This window comes from Streptomyces sp. LE64 (genome assembly GCF_052606915.1).
Map to the genome: position 1 here is coordinate 2,943,019 of NZ_CP199708.1, position 16,809 is coordinate 2,959,827.

Here is a 16,809-nt window from a genome sequence, read left to right on the forward strand (position 1 = left end):
CGGTTGGGGTCGACGTACGCCCAAGGGGCGCGCCGGACGTTCGGCGCGCCCCTCGGGCGTACGGTGCCCACAGGTCCGCCACCCGAGCGAGACGGGGTGACCGGCCCCGGCGTCCGGCGTCCGGCTAGTGGGCAGCGGTCCACTCACGGTCGAGGATGGCGTGCACCACGGAGTCCCGCCACCGTCCGTCCTTCATCACGTGCTCGCGGATGATCCCCTCCTCGGACATGCCCACGGCCCGCATGGTCCTGGCGGACGCCTCGTTGAGCGGGGAACGCGCGCCCCAGACCCGGTGCAGCCCGAGGTCCTCGAACGCGGTGGCGAGCAGCAGGCGGAGCATCTCGGTCCCGTAGCCGATCCCCCAGGACTCGCGGCGCAGCGCGAAGCCGGTGGTGGCTGCCCCTTGTTGGTGGGGGTCGGAGGCCAGGCGCCCGACCCCCACCAGCTGTCCGCCGTCCCGTTCCACGACCGCAAGCACGTACTCGGAGCGGGGGTCCGCTCTTGCGGAGGTGATGGCCCGGTGCACGATCGCCCGAACGTCAACCGGGGTCCGGGGAGTGAACGACAGGTGTTCCGTGGCTCCGGGGTCCCCGTAGATCGCGAAGACGGAGTCCACGTCGGCCGGGTCCGTTTCGCGGAGCTCCAAACGCTGGCCGTGTCGGCTGACTGGGTACACGGAGGCACCCTATCCGCGCGGCAGAGCGAGACGGCCGGACCCGTACTGCGCAATCTCCTCACGCAGTTCCCTGGCCACGGCCGCATCACCAAGGGTTCCCTTGGACAGGGCTCGGCGCACGCGGGCAGCCGAGACGACGATGCCGTTGTTGCGCTGGTTCACAGGCAGGTCCAGTACCGGTCGGATCGCTGCTGCCGCCCCCTCCAGCTCTCCGGCGTACAGATGGGTCAGAGCATGGTTGCATTGGGCTCCGGCCAAATCGCCGAAGGCCCAGTGCGCGGAACCGGAATCGCTGAACTCACGAACGGCCCGGGCCGCCTCAGCGGACAGACGGTCGTCGCCACGGCCCAGGAGCACTTCGGCCTCGACCGTGTAGTACAGCTGCTTGGCCGCCGGATAGGTGAGAAGCCCGCCCAGTGCATCCAAGTCATCGGGCACCACACGATCACGCTGTTCGTCAGCCGCCCGGGCCACTGCGTTGACCGTCTCCGTGTCACCCAGGAGCGCAGCCGCACGGCCCTCCAGACCAAGCATCCACAGGCCGACCGTGCCTCGGCCCGCCGATGCGTGGGCACCTCCCTGGCGGGCGAAATGCACAGCGTCCTCGGGTCGGTCAGCCCAGTACGCGATCAGTGATTTGAGCCCGTTCGCCAATGCCATCAGTCCGGGATGCTCGGCGTCGGCAGCGCACGCCAGCGCTGCTCTTGCCTGCATCATCGCAGTCTTGGGGTCACCCATGTCGTTACTGCCCTTGGCCATCAGGAACGACAGCACCGCAGCCTTGAAGTGCAAATCCCGAAGCTGAGTGGGGCGCAGCCGACCGCCTTCCAGCAGGCGAAATGCGTCGTCCTGCGCAGCCGCCAGATCCTCCCAGACGTCTGCCAGTGGCACACGTGGATACTCAGCAACGAGTCGGGCTACCTCATCGTCGAGGAACCCGATCGTCTCCTCTCCGACTCGGGTCCGCTCAGCCCCAAGAACAAAGTCCCTCGCCCTTCGCGCGGCCATTGCACCCGTCCTTTTCATCTCGCTCAAGTCCCCGTCGGGATCGGCTGCTGAAGCACCGGGAACGACGAGGAACCCATGGGCTCCCTCGGGCACTTCTGCCCACAGCTGGTCGATGCTGTAGCCGAGCATCTCGACCAAGACTCTGCGGGCATCCCTCTGAGGCCGTCGTTTTCCGTAGTACCACGCTTCGAAAGTGGTTGAAGCGGGCTCGATGCCGGTCAGGCCGAGTTGGTGGGCCGCTGGTGCGAACGCGGCAAGAAACGCGCCATGAGTACGCCACTCCCGTTCATCCAGCAGGTACCGGAACAGTGTTCGCACCATGCCTCCTCTTCCCACAGCCGGATGGTCCGCGCCGATGCTAGCTCTCCTGTCTTGACGACTTGCCCCTGAAAGAGGTCTCCAAAGAAACCGGGGGAGAAGCGAGGGCGATCCGAGGTGAAGCGTCAACTCCGCCCACAAGAAACGAGGGAGGAATGGGGGTAGAAGTGACGCCTCCTGAACGCAAGGCTCTTTCCGACCATGGCCGAGGGTGTCCCATTGAACACCCTTCGTGAACCACAGGGGGAGCGCCCCATGCCCACCACGGACCAAGCACCCGTCCCGGACGACAACGGCACCGATGCCCGGCGGTTCGTCGGGTCATCGACGTGCCGAGGAAGCCGTGAGCGTGACCAGCATCCCCGTCGGGAGCGTCTGATGAACTCGCCGTTGATGCCCCGGCCGGACACGGAGGCCCTCACCCGCTGGCTGCTGCTCGCCGCCGGGAACCCGTCCACCGCCCTCACCGAATGGGGGACGCGTGGAGTGGCCCTGCTCACCTGCGGACGGACCTTCGACGGCGTCCGCATCCCCTGCGACCTGGTACGCGTCGCCACCGCTGCCACCGACGACGCCCGGGCAGCCGCCCTCCTGCGCAGCGCCCTGGGCGGCGGGCCCGTCTTCACCGACCGCATCACCCGGCAGACCTACGTGCTCACCGCGTGCGGAGCCTGGCTCCCGCATCGAATGCCGCAGGTCGAACACCTGGGAGCGGGGTACTACCTCGGTGTGCCCCGCCCCGGTCTCCCCCTCCGGCTCGGCCGAGCTCACTGGGCCGGGCCCGTGGACCGGTACGCCTGTCCCAGCGCTCCCCTCCACACCCTGCTCGCACGCGGAGGGGAACGGCTCCATCGAGTCGAAGCCGACGCCGAAGCAGAGGAAACCGCGTGAACCCGACGGACCTCCCGTGGAACCGTGCCCTACTGGAGCCGCCACCGGCCGTTCCTTGCGCGCCCTGCCTGCGTGAACGCCTCCTCGGAGGGAGCGGCCCACACGGCTGTCGCGGCCGGGCGCCCGGTCGCCTCGTCACTCAGGACGGGCTCCTCGTCCTCCTCGGCGTACTTTCGCTCCCCTGCCCGTGTCCCTGCGGGAACGCGGAAGTGGCGGAATCGGACGAGACGGCCCCGCCCGGCCCTTTTCCTCGCGTCCGAGTGCGGATCAGCCCACCCATCCCGTCAGCGGTTCGGTGTCCAGGTCGAAGCCGACCGGGTCGGGGAGGGGCACCGTCTTGCCGAAGGGCACGGTCAGCACGGATTCGTAGCGGACCCCGTCCGGGAGGGAGTGCACCTTGACCTCGTGGGTGCCCCGGTCGATCAGCAGGTAGACCGGGAGGCCGGTCTCCGCGTAGGCGCGGGGCTTCTCGACCCGGTCCCGGTCGGTGGTCTTCGGATCGGCGGAGGTGACCTCCACGACCATGAGGACGCCGTCGGCGGAGGCCCACTCACCCTGGCCGACGAAGGTGTCCGTCGGCGCGAGCAACCCGTCCGGGCGGGCGTTGCCCTGGGGGCAGGTCGTCAGCCTGACGCCCTGGTCGGAGTGCAGCCACCCATGGGGGTGGTGGTCAAAGCACCGTTCGGTGAGCCATTGGACGATCCGCCCGTGTACACCGTCCGCCATGGGTTTCTCCACGATCCTTCCGTCGATGAACTCAAGGCGAAGGGTTTCGTCGTTCCGGTGAGCGCGGCGGGCGAGTGCTTCGAAGCACTCCTGGGCCGGGCCATCGGCGAAGGGGTGGGTGGTGTGGGGGATGCACATGCCCGCGAGGCTAGGACCGGGAGTTCAGAACTCCGCACGGATCGTGCTGCTGTTGGCACCATCCGATGAAACGAGGTCAGAAGGCTTGCACGGGACTCGCACAGGTGAACCCACCGGTGGCGCTCCGGACCCGGTCAGCCTCCGGGCCGGAGGTCGGCGACGAGGCGGAAGCGTTCCAGGACCGCCGGCGTCCCGTCGTCCACGGTGAATCCCGGGTCGCCCAGGGCCGCGCGGAACTCCTCGCCGTGCCAGTAGCCCTCGTGGGAGGTCCGCCACCCGGCCACGCTGGTGTCGCCCTCCCCCTCGTCCACCGCGTGGGCGAGGTCCACCCGCCCCAGCGGGACCACACGCACCCCGGTCACCTCGATGACCGCGACCGGGCGGTCGTCCGAGTCGACGACCACCGAACGGTCGCCGACCTCCGGCAGGGGGTCCCCATCGTGCTCGTACTCCACGACGAGCCCGGTCGTCGTGGTCTTGGAGCCGTCCAGGACCGCCGCGACCAGCTGGTCGCGCAGCGGGCCGGGGAAGGCGAACTCGGCCTTGGCCAGGGAGGCCAGGTCGGCGGGGGAGACGGAGTCGGAGGTCATGCCGTCACGGTAGCGGGGGTGCCGCACGCACGACGGGCCCGTGACCGCGCCCCCTGTCCGGGGTGGTGGTCACGGGCCCGTCGCGGTGGCCGTCCGGCCGGCGGGACTACCTGGGCTGGGGCTTGCGGACGGTGAGGTGCAGCTCGCGCAGGCGGGTCTCGTCCAGCTCGGTGGGGGCGCCCATCATCAGGTCCTGGGCGTTGCCGTTGAGCGGGAAGGCGATGGTCTCGCGGATGTTGGGCTCGTCGGCGAGGAGCATCACGATCCGGTCGACGCCCGGGGCGATGCCGCCGTGCGGCGGGGCGCCGAAGCGGAAGGCGCGGAGCATGCCCGCGAACTCCTGCTCGACGGTCTCCCGGTCGTAGCCGGCGATCTCGAACGCCTTGATCATGACGTCCGGCTCGTGGTTGCGGATCGCGCCGGAGGACAGCTCGACTCCGTTGCAGACGATGTCGTACTGCCAGGCCAGGATATCCAGCGGGTCCTTCTCCTCCAGGTCCTGCATGCCGCCCTGGGGCATGGAGAACGGGTTGTGGGAGAAGTCGATGCGGCCGGTCTCCTCGTCCTTCTCGTACATCGGGAAGTCGACGATCCAGCAGAAGCGGAAGACGTTCTCCTCGAAGTGGCCGGCCCGCTTGGCGGCCTCGACGCGGACCGCGCCCATGATCTTGGAGACCTCGTCGTACTCGCCGGCGCCGAAGAAGACGGCGTGACCGGGGGCGAGGGCGAGCCGCTTGGTCAGCTCGGCCACGTTCTCCTCGGTGAGGAACTTGGCGATCGGGCCGCTGAGCGAACCGTCCTCGGCGACCCGCACCCAGGCCAGGCCCTTGGCGCCCTGCTCGACGGCGTACTCGCCGAGCTGGTCGAAGAACTTGCGGGGCTGGGCGGAGACGTCCGGCACCGGCAGGGCGCGCACGTGCTTGCCGGCGAACGCCTTGAACCCGGAGCCCTCGAAGACGTCGGTGATGTCGACCAGCTCCAGCCGGGCCCGCAGGTCCGGCTTGTCGGAGCCGTACTTCGCCATCGCCTCGCGGAACGGGATGCGCGGGAACGGCGAGGTGACGTGACGGCCGCCGCCGAACTCCTCGAACAGCTCCGTCATCAGCTTCTCGATGGGCTGGAACACGTCCTCCTGTTCGACGAAGGACATCTCCACGTCGAGCTGGTAGAACTCGCCCGGCGAGCGGTCGGCGCGGGCGTCCTCGTCGCGGAAGCAGGGCGCGATCTGGAAGTAGCGGTCGAAGCCGGAGATCATCAGCAGCTGCTTGAACTGCTGCGGGGCCTGCGGCAGCGCGTAGAAGCGGCCGGCGTGCAGCCGGGACGGGACGACGAAGTCGCGGGCGCCCTCGGGGGAGGTCGCGGTGAGGATCGGGGTCGCCATCTCGTTGAAGCCGAGGGCCGTCATCTTGTGGCGGATCGCGGCGATGACCGCGGTGCGCAGCATGATGTTGCGGTGCATCCGCTCGCGGCGCAGGTCGAGGAAGCGGTACTCCAGGCGCTTCTCCTCGTTGACCCCGTCCTCGGCGTTGATGGTGAACGGGATCTGCTGGGCGGCGCCCAGGACCTCGACCTCGACGGCCTCGATCTCGACCTCGCCGGTCGGCAGCTCGGGGTTGACGTTGTCGGCGCCGCGGGAGACGACCTTGCCGTCGACGCGGACGACGGTCTCCTTGGTCAACTTGTCCAGGGCCTCGGCGGCGGGGGTGCCCGGCCGGGCGACGAGCTGGGTGATCCCGTAGTGGTCGCGCAGATCGATGAAGAGGATGCCGCCCAGGTCGCGCCGATTGTGCAGCCAGCCGCTCAGCCGGACGTCGGTGCCGACGTCGGAGGCGCGGAGCTGGCCGCAGGTGTGGGACCTGTACCGATGCATCGTGGTTCATCCAAGTCTTGACGGGGTACGTGCCGGGCCCGTCAAGGTTACCGTCCGGGTCCAAGATCCCCCGACGGCTTTACCCCTCGGGGCTACCCGGGGTAACCGGAAGGGGTGCGGCGACCCACCGGGAACGCACGGGTTTCCGGATGAGGTGGCCTTTTTCCATCGGATATTCCTACAGTGGGGCAATGTGCACCGAAGAGCCCCGGCCCGCCGCCCTGCCCGCGGCCGAGGAGGCGCTGAGGACGCTGCGCACCGGGCTCTGGCACTGGGACACCGCAGCCGGGATCGTGACCCTCGACGCCGAGGCCGCCCGGCTGCTCGGCTGGCCCCCGGTGACCACCACCGTCAACGAGAACCGGGTGCGGGCCCGCTTCCACCCGGTCGACTGGAACGAGATCGACGGCATCGTCCGCCTCTCCGTCACCGAGGACTCGCTGGCCGAGGCACGGCTGCGGGTCATGGACGAGCAGGGCCGGGTGGTGCGCACCGTGCGCAGCCGCTCCAAGCCCGTCTTCCACCCCGGGACCGGCTCCTACGAGCTGTTCGGGGTGCTCCAGGAGATCGGCGAGCAGCCGCCCGGCGCCGCCGCCCGCTCCGCCGTCACCGGCGACTGGCGCCGCTCCCGCGAGGCGTTCCTGCTGGACGCGGGGCGGGCCCTGGCCGAGGCCCGGTCCACGGCGGAGGTGCTGCGGGTGGCGGCCCGGCTGTCGATGCCCGGGTTCACCCCGGACGGGCTCGCGGTGTTCGGGGTGACCGGCGACCACCTGACCGTCATCGGCCACCACGGGCACGCCCCCGGCGCCGAGGGCCCCTTCGCGGCGATGCCGCTGGACACCGACTACCCGGCCGCGCAGGTGGTGCGCACCGGGCGGGCCGTGTACCTGTCCTCCCCGGAGGAGTACCGGCGCACCTACCCCACGGCGTGGCGGCTCGCCGAACCCTTCGCCCGGCAGTCCTGGGCGTTCCTGCCGCTGGTGGTGGCGGGCCGCACCATCGGGGCGTGGATGGCCGCGTTCTCGTACGAGGTGACGTTCACGCCCGACGAGCGTTCCGTGCTGACGACGGTGGCGCGGATGCTGGGCCAGGCGCTGTCCCGGGCGGGCACCGCGGAGAACGAGCGGGAGCTGACGGACGGGCTGCAACGCTCGATGCTGCCCACCCTCGGCCCCGAGGTGCCGGGCGTGCGGCTGGCCGCCCGGTACGTCCCCACCGGCGGCGGGCTCCAGGTCGGCGGCGACTGGTACGACGTCATCGCGCTGCCGTCCGGGCGGCTGGCCCTGGTCATCGGGGACGTGCAGGGGCACGACGTGCGGGCGGCCGGGCTGATGGGCCAGTTGCGGGTGGCACTGCGCGCCTACGCGGCCGAAGGGCACCGCCCGGACGCGGTGCTGTCCCGCGCCGGACGGTTCCTGTCCGGGCTGACGGACGCCGTCCCGTACGGGGCGACCGGCCCGGCGCCCCCCGGGGACGTGGCCGAGACCCGCTTCGCGACCTGCCTGTACGTGGAGGTCGACCCGCGCACCGGTGAGCTGGAGATCGCCCGGGCCGGGCACCCGGAGCCGGCGGTGCGGATGGTCGACGGCACGGTGTTGCAGCACTCCACGGCCGGCGGACTGCCCCTCGGCGTCGACCCGGACGCCGACTACCCGACCACCCGGATGGTGCTGGAGCCCGGCGAGACCCTGCTGCTCTGCACGGACGGGCTGATCGAGACCGGCGGCCACGACTGGGACACCGGCTGGGCCCGCCTCCGCACCATCCTGGAGGAGTACGCGGGCGACAGCCTGGAGGAGTTGGCGGACGGCCTGGTGCAGGCGGTGCACGGCCCGTCCTCGTACTACACCACGGGCCCGCTCGCGGACCGCCGCGAGGACGACGTCGCCCTGTTGCTGCTGCGCTGCGAGCACCCCGAGCCGACCACCCCGACCCGCCGCACCCACCTCATGGTGGCCCAGGCCGAGCCGCAGCGGATCGCGGCGGGCCGGCAGCAGTTGCGGGAGCTGCTGCACGACTGGGCGGACCGGGAGCAGGTCGACTCGGCGGTGCTGATGGTCTCCGAGATGGTCACCAACGTGCTGGTGCACACGGACGGGGACGCGGTGCTCGCCGCGGAGGTGACCGGCGAACCGGGCCGCCGTTCGCTGCGGGTGGAGGTCACCGACACCAGCGACGACCTGCCGCACCGGCGCGAGCCCGGCGAACTGGCGTCCTCCGGGCGGGGCCTGGTGCTGATGGAACTCCTCGCCGACACCTGGGGCGTGGAGCCCCGGGGCGAGGGCAAGACCATCTGGTTCGAGCTGTCCGAGGGGCCGGCGAAGCCGGCGGGCACGGACGCGTCGTAAGGCTCGGACGGGGCACGACCGAACGCCACAGCGGCGGACGTACGGCGGGATGATGGCTTGGCTCCCTCATGGATGGTGGGGCAACATGACCACTGGACAAGTCAACTGGCCAACCATCAAGGGGCAACCGAACCATGGCACTGCCGAAGTACGAACAGATCGCGTCGGAGATCCGGGGCCGCATCGTGCGAGGCGAACTCACCGCGGGCGACAGTCTTCCGAGCGAACGCGAGATGACGGACCGGTGGTCCGTGTCCCGCCCGACGATCGTCCGGGCCCTCCAGGTGCTCCGCCAGGAAGGCCTGATCGTCTCCCGGCAGGGCGTCGGGACCACGGTCCAACCGCGCGTGCCGCTGGCCCGCAGCGCGGGCGAGCGGTACCGCACCGCGGTGACGACGGGCAGCATCTACACGGCGGGCGAGTACGCCGAGATCCTCGCGGCGGAGTTGACGGCCGCACCGGAGGACGTCGCCAGCGCACTCGACGTGGAAGCCGGAGCGAGCGTCGCACGGCGGCAGCGCGTCACCCGTGAGGGCGATCGAGCATCGGCCATGTCCACTTCGTGGTTCACCGCCGAGGTGACAGGGGCGGCGCCGCGCCTGTTGCAGCGGGAGCGGGTGCGCGAAGGCACCACCCGTTATGTGGAGATGCAGACCGGGCGACGCCCGCAAACCGGCCGCGACTGGTGGAGCGCACGGCTCGCCACCGAGGATGAGCTGCGCATCCTCGGACTCGACGGACCGCAGGCGGTAGCGGAGGTGCGCCACGTCTCCTATGACTCAGAGGGCAGGCCGCTGGCCTACGAGGTGGGTGTGACGCCCTCCGGACGGTGGGCGAGGACCGAGGAGTACGCCATGCAGCCGGAGTGACCGAGCTGGCTGAAAACGCATGACCGATCCCCAACAACCCCTGTTTCGACAGGGGTTGTTTCGTTTGCCCTTCCTGACTGGACAGGTCAACCGGTGGAATGGTCCACCTGTCCAGTTCTCGTGACAGAGGGCAGGCGACCCCCTGATGGCCGATCCGCGATACAGCCCCGGCGTCGGTTGGCGCGTGGACCGCATTCCGAGCAAACGCACCCGGAGGATCGAAGGTGACGACGGCACCCGGTACCTGCTTCCGCTGATGGTCCTGCTGAACGGCGAGCACCGGGGTGACTCCGGTCTGTGGCTCTCCCCCTCCGAAGCAGAACTCCTCCACGCGGAGTTGTGCCTCGTCCTCGCGGACAACGAGGAAGACCGTCGTCGTCCCACGTGCTCCACGCCCCGGTGAGGCACGCCAGTACCCGGCTACGTCCGCGTGACGCCCTCGTGCGGTACGCCGGCGTCCTGGTGATCGTGATGATCAGCGGTTCGTGCGGCCTGGTGATCGGCATGGCCCTCGGCATCACCTGAGCCCTCTCCAACCGTGTCCCCCTGCGAGGGGCTTCGGACGGGCTCCGTCGCGCTCCGGTCGCCTCCCACCACACCGGCGGTGGCCGGAGCGCCGTCAGAAGACCCTCTCCCGAACCGCCACACGGGCGTGCCGGCGCTTGCGGGACCCCGGCCGTCCCTGCCCCGTGGGGCCGCGGTGTGCGAGATTGGCGTCATGCTGACTCCCCGCGAAGCCAGGGCCCGGCTCCTCGCGCACTTCGCCGAGCATCCGCCGCCGCTCTCCGGCGAGCTGTACATCGCGCCCGAGTGGTACGAGGACGCCGCGGACTACCTTCCGGTGTGGGGGGCGCGGGAGTTCCACGTCGACGGCCTGGCGGCGTACGGCCGGACGGACAACATCGCGCTCTTCGTCGACAAGCACACCGGGGAGGTCCGCCGGGACTGGTTCACGCCGAACTTCGACAAGGTCCGGGCGATGACGCCCGTCCACGTCGGCGAAGACGCATGAGCGGCGGTCGCGCCGGGCGGCGGGGCCGGGCGGGTCAGGTGCCGGACTCGGGTGCGTCGCCCGCGGCACCGGGGGGCGGGGCCGGGGCGGCGTAGTGCTCCCGTAGTTCGGCGACCACGCCGAAGGCCGCCGCCGTCAGCGGCACGGCCAGCAGCATGCCGAGGATGCCGGCCACCGAGGCGCCCGCGGTGATCGCCAACAGCACGATCGCCGGGTGCATCTGCACCGTCCGGCTCTGGATGACCGGCTGGAGCACCTGCCCCTCCAGCACCTGTACCGCGAGGACCACCGCGAGCGCCCAGAGCGCGATCACGAAACCGCGGTCGGCCAGGGCGACCAGCACCGCCACCGCGCCGGAGATGAACGCCCCCAGGTACGGGATGTAGGCGCCGACGAAGACCAGCGCGCCCAGCCCGACCGCGCCCGGCACCTTGAGCACCAGCAGGCCGACGGTGATGCACACGGCGTCGATGAACGCGATCACCGTGGTGCCCCGCATGAAGCCCTCGACGGCCCGGAACGCGCGCCGGGCCATCGCCTCCAGGGTGCGCCCGCTGCCGCCCGGCGCGAAGGAGTGCAGTGCGGTGAGCGCCCGCCCGGAGTCCCGGAGGAAGAAGAAGATCAGCAGCAGGGCCAGCACCGCGGTGGCGATCATCGTTCCGACCACGCTGATCCCCGTGATCACCCCGGAGGCCGCCGTCGAACCGAACCGGCCGAGCAGCGACTTCGCATGGGTCGCCAGGTCGTCCAGGGAGGTGCCGGCGGCCCCGAAGTACTCGCTGAGGGAACGGCTGGCCACCTTCAGCGAGTCGACGATCTGCGGGCCCGAGTCGACCAGCGCGGCGACCACGATGTACACCGCCCCGCCGACCACGGCGAGGACCGCGGCGCAGGTCAGGCCGGCCGCGAGCGAGGTGTTCACCCGGGCCGCCACCAGCCGCCGGTACAGCGGGCGCAGCAGGGCGGTGCCCAGCAGCGCCAGGAGCACCGGCGTGACCGCGGTCTTGAACACGATGCACAGCCAGATCCCGACCGCGGCCACCCCCGCGACCAGCAGGAACACCACGCACCAGGCGGCGGCGCGGCGCACGGGTTCGGGCAGCAGGGGACGCACCCCTCCAGCCGACCAGCCCGGGCGCCGCACCGCCGCACGGGGACGGCGAACGGGTGACGCGGCCGGCCGGCGGGCCCGGGGCCCGGGCGCGCCGGCCGCGGCTCAGTCCCGCAGGTTGATCGTCCCGCGCCGGCGCATGCCGTCGAACTTGGCGCGGTCCACGGGTGGTCGGGGCGCGGGGGTGGCCGCCGTCAGCTTGATGAGCTGCCGCCCGCCGAGCGCCACCCGCCACTGTCCGAGGTCGGGGCGGGAGCCGTACGGGCCGGCCGCCTGGTCCAGCAGCCGGCGCACCGCTTGTTCCCGCCGCTCGTCCAGCACCCCCGGCAGCGGGGTGAACGGGGCGCCCGGGGCGGCGTACGGGTCGCGGGCGAGGACGCGGGCCAGCGCGAGGGCGACCTTGTAGCGGTCGCCGTCGACGGTGACCGTGCCGGGCGGCGCCTCCGGGTCGCCCCAGTCGATGGTGTCGGCCTGCGCCAGCACCGGCGCCCGGCCCACCAGCCGCGCCCCGTCGCAGTCCAGCAGGTGCACGGCGGGCTCGGGCCGCACCGTCCACAGCACGTTGGCGGCCGACAGGTCACCGAAGACCAGGCCCATGGTGTGCAGCCGGAGCACCGCCTCCACCAGGGCCGCGGCCAGCGCCAACCGCTCGTCGGGCGTCGGTTGCACCACGGCCTGCCAGGCCGCCTTCGCCGGGCGGAGCAGGAACGCCAGTTCGGTGAGCTTGGTGCTCCCGGTGCCCGTGGTCCAGGTCATCGTGGCGGGGGCCCGGTGCATCAGGAAGCCGGTCGTCCGGCCCGCGTCGACCACCCGGCACAGCGGCCAGGCGGCCTCCGCGTCCAGCCGGTCCCGGTGCGCCGGATCGAGCGCCCGGCGCACGGCGACCAGCGCGGCGAGCGCCTCGCCGTCGACCCGCCGCGGGTCGCGGTAGCTCTTGTACAGCACCGCGGGCCGGTCGGACAGGGTGAACACCTCGCCCTGCCCGCCGTCCCCGATCCGGTCCCGGACCGGCAGGGAGCCGAGCGGGACGTCCACGCCGTCTGCCTCGCTCATGCCCCCGGGCCCTCCCACAGGACCACGGCGGTGCGGTCGTCGTCGTAGGACTTCACGCGGTACTGGAGCTGCCAGAGGAAGTCGACCGGCCCGGGCACCGGGCCGCCGCCCCAGGCAGCGGCCAGGAACTCCCGCATCCCCGGGTCGCCGGCGAGCGGGGTGGACAGCCCGTCCGTGCAGAGCACCAGCACGTCCCCGTCCTCGACGGGGCCGAAGACCTCCGACCGGGCCAGCCGGGACCCGGGCAGCGCCGCCGTCCCGGTGTCGATGACCCCGGACCCGCCGTGGCCCTCCCCGAACACGTCGACCTCCCAGGCGCCCCGGCGCAGTCGGGCCGCGCCGCCGTCGCCGACCGCGAAGAACCCGCGGTGCCGCACGGTCGGGTCCAGCGGCACCAGCAGCCCGCGCAGGGTGGTGGCGTGCCCGGTCGGCGACTCTCCGCCCTGCTCGGCACGTTGGGCGAGTCCCTCGGCCACGCTGCCGACCGCCGAGTTGACCAGGGCCCCCAGGGTCCGTTCGTCCACGAGCCGCAGGGCCTCGGCGAGTTGGTCAGCGTAGCGGTCCAGGAAGAACGCGATGCCCCGGCACACGTCGTGCGAGCCGACGTGCGAACGTGCCGCCGAGCCCACCCCGTCCGCGACGGCGAGCAGCAGCAGCCCCTGCGCCGGCTCGGGTCCGCCGATCCGGCACACCACCAGCGCGTCCTGCCGTGGCCCGCCCTCGTAGCGGTGCGAGTCGCCGCGCACCGAGGCGGCCCGTACGGTGAGCGCCCCGTAGCGGGCCCCGTCCACGACGATGTCGGGCAGCACCGCCCCGTCGAGGTCCTCCCGCACGCCGGGCAGCGCGCCCGGGTCCGGCGGGTACAGCGGCGGCCTGGGCCCGCTGTGCGGCGGGGTGCCGAGGAGGGGGACGGGCTGGTGCGCGGGCTCGCCCGCCGGGGCGGCGGCCTCGGGCGGGGCCGCCGGTTCCGGGTCCGGTTCCCGTTCCGGCTCCGGGGCGGGAACGGGTGCGGGTGCGGAGACGCGCACCGGCGCGGGCACGGGTTCGGGTTCGGCCGGGGGCAGGGGGCCGGGCCCCCGCACCTGCCCGGGGACGGACGGGGCGGGCGCCGGCTGCGCCGGTGGCCGGTAGGGGACGGCGCCGACCCCGGGCGGCAGGCTGAACCAGGTCTCGTCGAGGGCGTCCCCGGTGCTCGCCGGGGGGCCCTGGTGGGTCGGGTGCGCCGGGTCCTCGGGGCCCGAGGCGGGGGCCGGCCACTCCTGGGGGTTCTCCGGTTGCTGGTGCACGTCGCCCGCCTCAGAGCTTGTCGAGGGCGACGGTGGTGAACCCGGGCACGGTCTCGTCCACGGCGAGGTTGAACCCGCCACTGCCGTCCGCCGGGATGCTGCTCGCGGAGCGCACGATCGACCGGGTGAGGCTGGCCGCGAACTCGCGCAGCGCCTGGGCCGCGGAGACGCTCTGGTCCTGCTGCATGAACGCCCGGAAGTTGGCGACGTGTCCGATGGTCGGCCGGTCCGCCTCGCCGATGCCGAAGGCGATGATGTTGGGACGGTAGCGGGCCTGGATGAGTTCCTTGTGCGCCTGCTGCCAGTCCTCGTCGGTGGGCCCGCCGTCGGAGAGGAAGAACACGACGGGTCGGTACACGTCGTGGCCCTCGGCCTTGAGCCCGTTCACGTCCGCCTCGATGCAGGTGCGCAGGGTGCGGAACGCCTCCCCGTAGACGGTGAGTCCGCCGGCCGCGAGGGCCGGCAGGGTGTCGATGTCGCTGAGGTCCACCAGCGGTTGCAGGACCTTCGCGTCGTCGGAGAAGCCGATGAGGCAGAACCGGGTCTTGTCCGCGACGGTCGGATTGGTGCTGATCTCGCGGTGGAGTTCGGGCAGTGCGGTGTTGATGCTGTCGAGCGGGTCCCCGTTCATGGATCCCGACTCGTCGCACACGAGGTAGAAGGGAAGGATCTGCACGGTCGTGGTACCTCCGGGCGGCGTGGTGATCGGGGGTTCGGCTGGTGGGGACGGCTGCGGTGTTCGTCTGGTTCCGGTGCGGGGGTCGGACGGATGGACGGATGGACGGATCGGGTGGGCGCGGGGCGGGGTCAGTAGGTGTAGAAGTAGATCTCCAGATCGGCGGAGCCGGCTGCGCCGCCCTTCCAGAAGTCGCGGGTGGTCGCGCCGTCGAACATGTCCGGACGGGCCTTGCCCAGCAGCGCGTTGACGCGGTTGGCGTACTCCCCGCCGGACCCCGGGTCGCGGTGGTGGCCGAAGGTCAGCACGAACGCGGCGTGCTTGCCGCGGTGCGGGGCGGTGACCTCGCGCAGCCGCCGCACGATCCGGTCGGTGTCGCCGCGGGCCGCCGCGATGGACACCTTGACGGGGGTGCGGTGGACCGCGCGCGGACCCTTCGGCTTCGCTTTCTTCTCCTTCGCCTTGCCTTCCGCCGAGGCCGCGGGGGAGGGCCGCGCCCCCTCGGCGGCCTTCACCGGGTCGCCCTGGTCGCCCATCGCGACCAGCGCCAGCACCAACAGCAGGTCCGCGAAGAGCCAGCCCGCCAGGTGCAGCGGCTGGTAACGGCGGTGCCGGGTGCGCCGGTTCACCGGTGACCGGCCGGGGGCTGCACGGCGGGGTCCGCATCGGCGACGGGATCGGCACCGGTCACGGGGGCGGCGTCGACGATCGGGCGGGCGTCCTGCGGCTCGTCGTCCACCCAGGGGCCGTACCGCCCCCCGGGCGAGGTGCTCTCCACCCCGGTGCCGGTGCGGCCCTCGGTGCTGCTGGAACCGGCCCGGGGCACCGGCAGCACGGGCCCCGACGCCCCGGGCACCGCACCGGGCGTCGACGGGGTGCCGGGCTCCCGGTGCCCGGCCGGCGGGGCCGACGACGGGGACGACGCGGGCGGCGGCACGAAGGGCCCGGTGGGCGCCGGGGCGGCGGACGGGGGACCACCGGGGACTCCGCCGGGACCCCCGCCGGACGGGCCGGCGGGGGCCACCGGCGCGGGGCTCGCCGGCGCCGGGGCGGACCGGGCGGCGAGCACCTCGACCAGGTCCGCGAACCGCTCGGCCGCCGCCCGCAGCGCACGCGCCTCCTCCGACAGCAGCCGGACCGCCTCCTGCGATCCGGCGACGGCCCGCGCCGTCTCCTCGGTGACCTCGCCCAAGCGGTCCAGGACCCGGGCCGACACGTCGGTGGCGACCTCGGTCGCCGTGGTGAACGACCGTTGGGCGGCGCCCAGGGTGTGCACCGAGTCCTCGACCCGTTCCCCGGCCGCGCCGAGCGCGTCCCGCACCTCGCCGTTGACGGTGCGCACCCCGTCCAGGGCCTTGCCGACCCCGTCCCCGGCGGTGCGCACGGCCGTCTCGACCCTGCCCACCGCCTGCTCGATCGGGCGGGTCGCCGCGTCCACCCCGGCCAGCCGGCGTTCGGCGCCGTCCACGGCCTCCCCCACGACGGTGGCGGCGGCGGACAGCTCCTTCTGCGTGCTGGCGGCCCGCCGCACCAACGAACCCAGCGACCCCGCCGCTTTGGAGAGTTCCCCGGTGAACTTGCTGGGAGCCGTCAACCGCTCTTCGTTCAGGAGGAGTTGCGCACGGGTGAGCACCGGCACCAGCCGGGCCAGCAGATCCTCGGCGGTGCGCTGGGCAGCGGCCTCCCGCCGGTCCTCACGGGCCCTGCGCAGCCCGTGCACGGCGGTCAGGACCAACAGGACCAGGATGGCCCCGGTCGCCAGCAGCGCCACGTTCCCGAAGGTCGACCAGCCGGTCAGCCTGCCCTCGAACCCGGTCTGCCAGAGCTGGAGGAAGGGCCGGGCCGCCATCTTCGGATCCGCCCCGATCAGCGCCTCGTACGCGCTCGACGCCCGGGTCAGCCCGATCCAGGTGAGCAGCAGCGGCACGAACACCAGCGTGCCGAGCACCGCTTCCAGGACGCCCCACACGGCCCGTTCCGGCCCGTCCGGTTCCGCGGCGGACACCCGGACGCTCTCCGGGCGGGCGTACGCGGCCAACAGGTCGAGTTCCGCCCAGGATTCGAGGTCGCTGTCACCGAGCCCCTGGAGGGCGTCGGCGAGCGTCGTCAACTCGTCCCGGCGCGGCGCCAGCGCGGGCCGGTCCGCCAGGTCCCTGAGCTGTGTGGCGACCGCAGTGCGGTCCGCCAGTGCCCCAACGGGCATTGCCAACCCCTAGAAGTGAGAACGACAGAGAACG

General features: G+C 72.4%; 17 protein-coding genes. 6 read left to right on the plus strand and 11 right to left on the minus strand.

Annotated elements, in window-relative coordinates; all coding sequences use genetic code 11:
• Positions 1-124: 124 nt before the first annotated feature.
• Both ACSMX9_RS13295 and ACSMX9_RS13300 read right to left on the minus strand, forming a co-directional pair.
• A complete protein-coding gene (locus ACSMX9_RS13295; protein ID WP_445402533.1) occupies positions 125-676 on the minus strand; it encodes a GNAT family N-acetyltransferase in 552 nt (183 codons plus the stop codon).
• A 9-nt stretch (positions 677-685) separates the two neighbouring features.
• Positions 686-2,005, minus strand: a complete 1,320-nt coding sequence (locus ACSMX9_RS13300) for a hypothetical protein (RefSeq protein ID WP_445402534.1) — start codon at positions 2,003-2,005, stop codon at positions 686-688.
• Positions 2,006-2,380: 375 nt separating this feature from the next.
• Between ACSMX9_RS13300 and ACSMX9_RS13305 the strand changes: the two genes are divergently transcribed.
• Positions 2,381-2,893 (plus strand): hypothetical protein, encoded by a 513-nt coding sequence (locus ACSMX9_RS13305; RefSeq protein WP_445402535.1) that lies wholly within the window; start codon positions 2,381-2,383, stop codon positions 2,891-2,893.
• A 267-nt stretch (positions 2,894-3,160) separates the two neighbouring features.
• On the opposite strand, the gene ACSMX9_RS13310 is transcribed toward ACSMX9_RS13305, so the two are convergent.
• From ACSMX9_RS13310 to aspS, 3 genes are all read right to left on the minus strand, one after another.
• Complete coding sequence (locus ACSMX9_RS13310) at positions 3,161-3,757, minus strand: Uma2 family endonuclease (protein ID WP_445402536.1); 597 nt, start codon at positions 3,755-3,757, stop codon at positions 3,161-3,163.
• 134 nt (positions 3,758-3,891) lie between these two features.
• Complete coding sequence (locus ACSMX9_RS13315; RefSeq protein WP_445402537.1) at positions 3,892-4,347, minus strand: ASCH domain-containing protein; 456 nt, start codon at positions 4,345-4,347, stop codon at positions 3,892-3,894.
• Positions 4,348-4,453: 106 nt separating this feature from the next.
• Complete coding sequence (gene aspS / locus ACSMX9_RS13320) at positions 4,454-6,217, minus strand: aspartate--tRNA ligase (RefSeq protein ID WP_445402538.1); 1,764 nt, start codon at positions 6,215-6,217, stop codon at positions 4,454-4,456.
• A gap of 191 nt (positions 6,218-6,408) precedes the next feature.
• On the opposite strand from aspS, the gene ACSMX9_RS13325 reads away from it, so the two are divergent.
• The 5 genes from ACSMX9_RS13325 to ACSMX9_RS13345 all read left to right on the plus strand — a co-directional run bounded on the left by ACSMX9_RS13325 (position 6,409) and on the right by ACSMX9_RS13345 (position 10,446).
• Positions 6,409-8,565 carry an ATP-binding SpoIIE family protein phosphatase gene (locus tag ACSMX9_RS13325; RefSeq protein ID WP_445402539.1) on the plus strand — a complete coding sequence of 719 codons (2,157 nt, stop codon included), beginning with the start codon at positions 6,409-6,411 and terminating at the stop codon, positions 8,563-8,565.
• 134 nt (positions 8,566-8,699) lie between these two features.
• Entirely contained in the window at positions 8,700-9,434 is a 735-nt protein-coding gene (locus ACSMX9_RS13330; protein ID WP_445402540.1) for a GntR family transcriptional regulator, read from the plus strand.
• Positions 9,435-9,579: 145 nt separating this feature from the next.
• Entirely contained in the window at positions 9,580-9,837 is a 258-nt protein-coding gene (locus tag ACSMX9_RS13335) for a hypothetical protein (protein ID WP_445402541.1), read from the plus strand.
• A complete protein-coding gene (locus ACSMX9_RS13340) occupies positions 9,834-9,959 on the plus strand; it encodes a hypothetical protein (RefSeq protein WP_445402542.1) in 126 nt (41 codons plus the stop codon). Before ACSMX9_RS13335 ends, ACSMX9_RS13340 begins: the two co-directional genes overlap by 4 nt.
• A 193-nt stretch (positions 9,960-10,152) precedes the next feature.
• Positions 10,153-10,446, plus strand: a complete 294-nt coding sequence (locus tag ACSMX9_RS13345) for a hypothetical protein (RefSeq protein WP_445402543.1) — start codon at positions 10,153-10,155, stop codon at positions 10,444-10,446.
• A gap of 34 nt (positions 10,447-10,480) precedes the next feature.
• On the opposite strand, the gene ACSMX9_RS13350 is transcribed toward ACSMX9_RS13345, so the two are convergent.
• The 6 genes from ACSMX9_RS13350 to ACSMX9_RS13375 form a co-directional block, all read right to left on the minus strand.
• Positions 10,481-11,560 (minus strand): AI-2E family transporter, encoded by a 1,080-nt coding sequence (locus ACSMX9_RS13350; RefSeq protein ID WP_445402544.1) that lies wholly within the window; start codon positions 11,558-11,560, stop codon positions 10,481-10,483.
• 102 nt (positions 11,561-11,662) lie between these two features.
• Positions 11,663-12,610, minus strand: a complete 948-nt coding sequence (locus tag ACSMX9_RS13355) for a hypothetical protein (protein WP_445402545.1) — start codon at positions 12,608-12,610, stop codon at positions 11,663-11,665.
• Positions 12,607-13,896, minus strand: a complete 1,290-nt coding sequence (locus tag ACSMX9_RS13360) for a protein phosphatase 2C domain-containing protein (protein WP_445402546.1) — start codon at positions 13,894-13,896, stop codon at positions 12,607-12,609. Before ACSMX9_RS13360 ends, ACSMX9_RS13355 begins: the two co-directional genes overlap by 4 nt.
• 10 nt (positions 13,897-13,906) lie before the next feature.
• On the minus strand, positions 13,907-14,572 hold the full coding sequence (locus ACSMX9_RS13365) for a vWA domain-containing protein (RefSeq protein ID WP_351238964.1): 666 nt from the start codon (positions 14,570-14,572) through the stop codon (positions 13,907-13,909).
• A 131-nt stretch (positions 14,573-14,703) separates the two neighbouring features.
• Entirely contained in the window at positions 14,704-15,201 is a 498-nt protein-coding gene (locus ACSMX9_RS13370; RefSeq protein WP_445402547.1) for a hypothetical protein, read from the minus strand.
• Positions 15,198-16,775, minus strand: a complete 1,578-nt coding sequence (locus ACSMX9_RS13375) for a methyl-accepting chemotaxis protein (RefSeq protein WP_445402548.1) — start codon at positions 16,773-16,775, stop codon at positions 15,198-15,200. The genes ACSMX9_RS13370 and ACSMX9_RS13375 overlap by 4 nt, the downstream gene beginning before the upstream one ends.
• Between the last annotated feature and the right edge of the window lie 34 nt (positions 16,776-16,809).

Bases quoted from the DNA above. Each gene is read 5' to 3' on its own strand.
- ACSMX9_RS13345 (WP_445402543.1), top strand. From the start codon at position 10,153: ATGCTGACTCCCCGCGAAGCCAGGGCCCGGCTCCTCGCGCACTTCGCC.
- ACSMX9_RS13310 (WP_445402536.1), bottom strand. From the start codon at position 3,757: ATGTGCATCCCCCACACCACCCACCCCTTCGCCGATGGCCCGGCCCAG.
- ACSMX9_RS13375 (WP_445402548.1), bottom strand. From the start codon at position 16,775: ATGCCCGTTGGGGCACTGGCGGACCGCACTGCGGTCGCCACACAGCTC.
- aspS (WP_445402538.1), bottom strand. From the start codon at position 6,217: ATGCATCGGTACAGGTCCCACACCTGCGGCCAGCTCCGCGCCTCCGAC.
- ACSMX9_RS13355 (WP_445402545.1), bottom strand. From the start codon at position 12,610: ATGAGCGAGGCAGACGGCGTGGACGTCCCGCTCGGCTCCCTGCCGGTC.
- ACSMX9_RS13335 (WP_445402541.1), top strand. From the start codon at position 9,580: ATGGCCGATCCGCGATACAGCCCCGGCGTCGGTTGGCGCGTGGACCGC.
- ACSMX9_RS13330 (WP_445402540.1), top strand. From the start codon at position 8,700: ATGGCACTGCCGAAGTACGAACAGATCGCGTCGGAGATCCGGGGCCGC.
- ACSMX9_RS13315 (WP_445402537.1), bottom strand. From the start codon at position 4,347: ATGACCTCCGACTCCGTCTCCCCCGCCGACCTGGCCTCCCTGGCCAAG.
- ACSMX9_RS13325 (WP_445402539.1), top strand. From the start codon at position 6,409: ATGTGCACCGAAGAGCCCCGGCCCGCCGCCCTGCCCGCGGCCGAGGAG.
- ACSMX9_RS13305 (WP_445402535.1), top strand. From the start codon at position 2,381: ATGAACTCGCCGTTGATGCCCCGGCCGGACACGGAGGCCCTCACCCGC.
- ACSMX9_RS13300 (WP_445402534.1), bottom strand. From the start codon at position 2,005: ATGGTGCGAACACTGTTCCGGTACCTGCTGGATGAACGGGAGTGGCGT.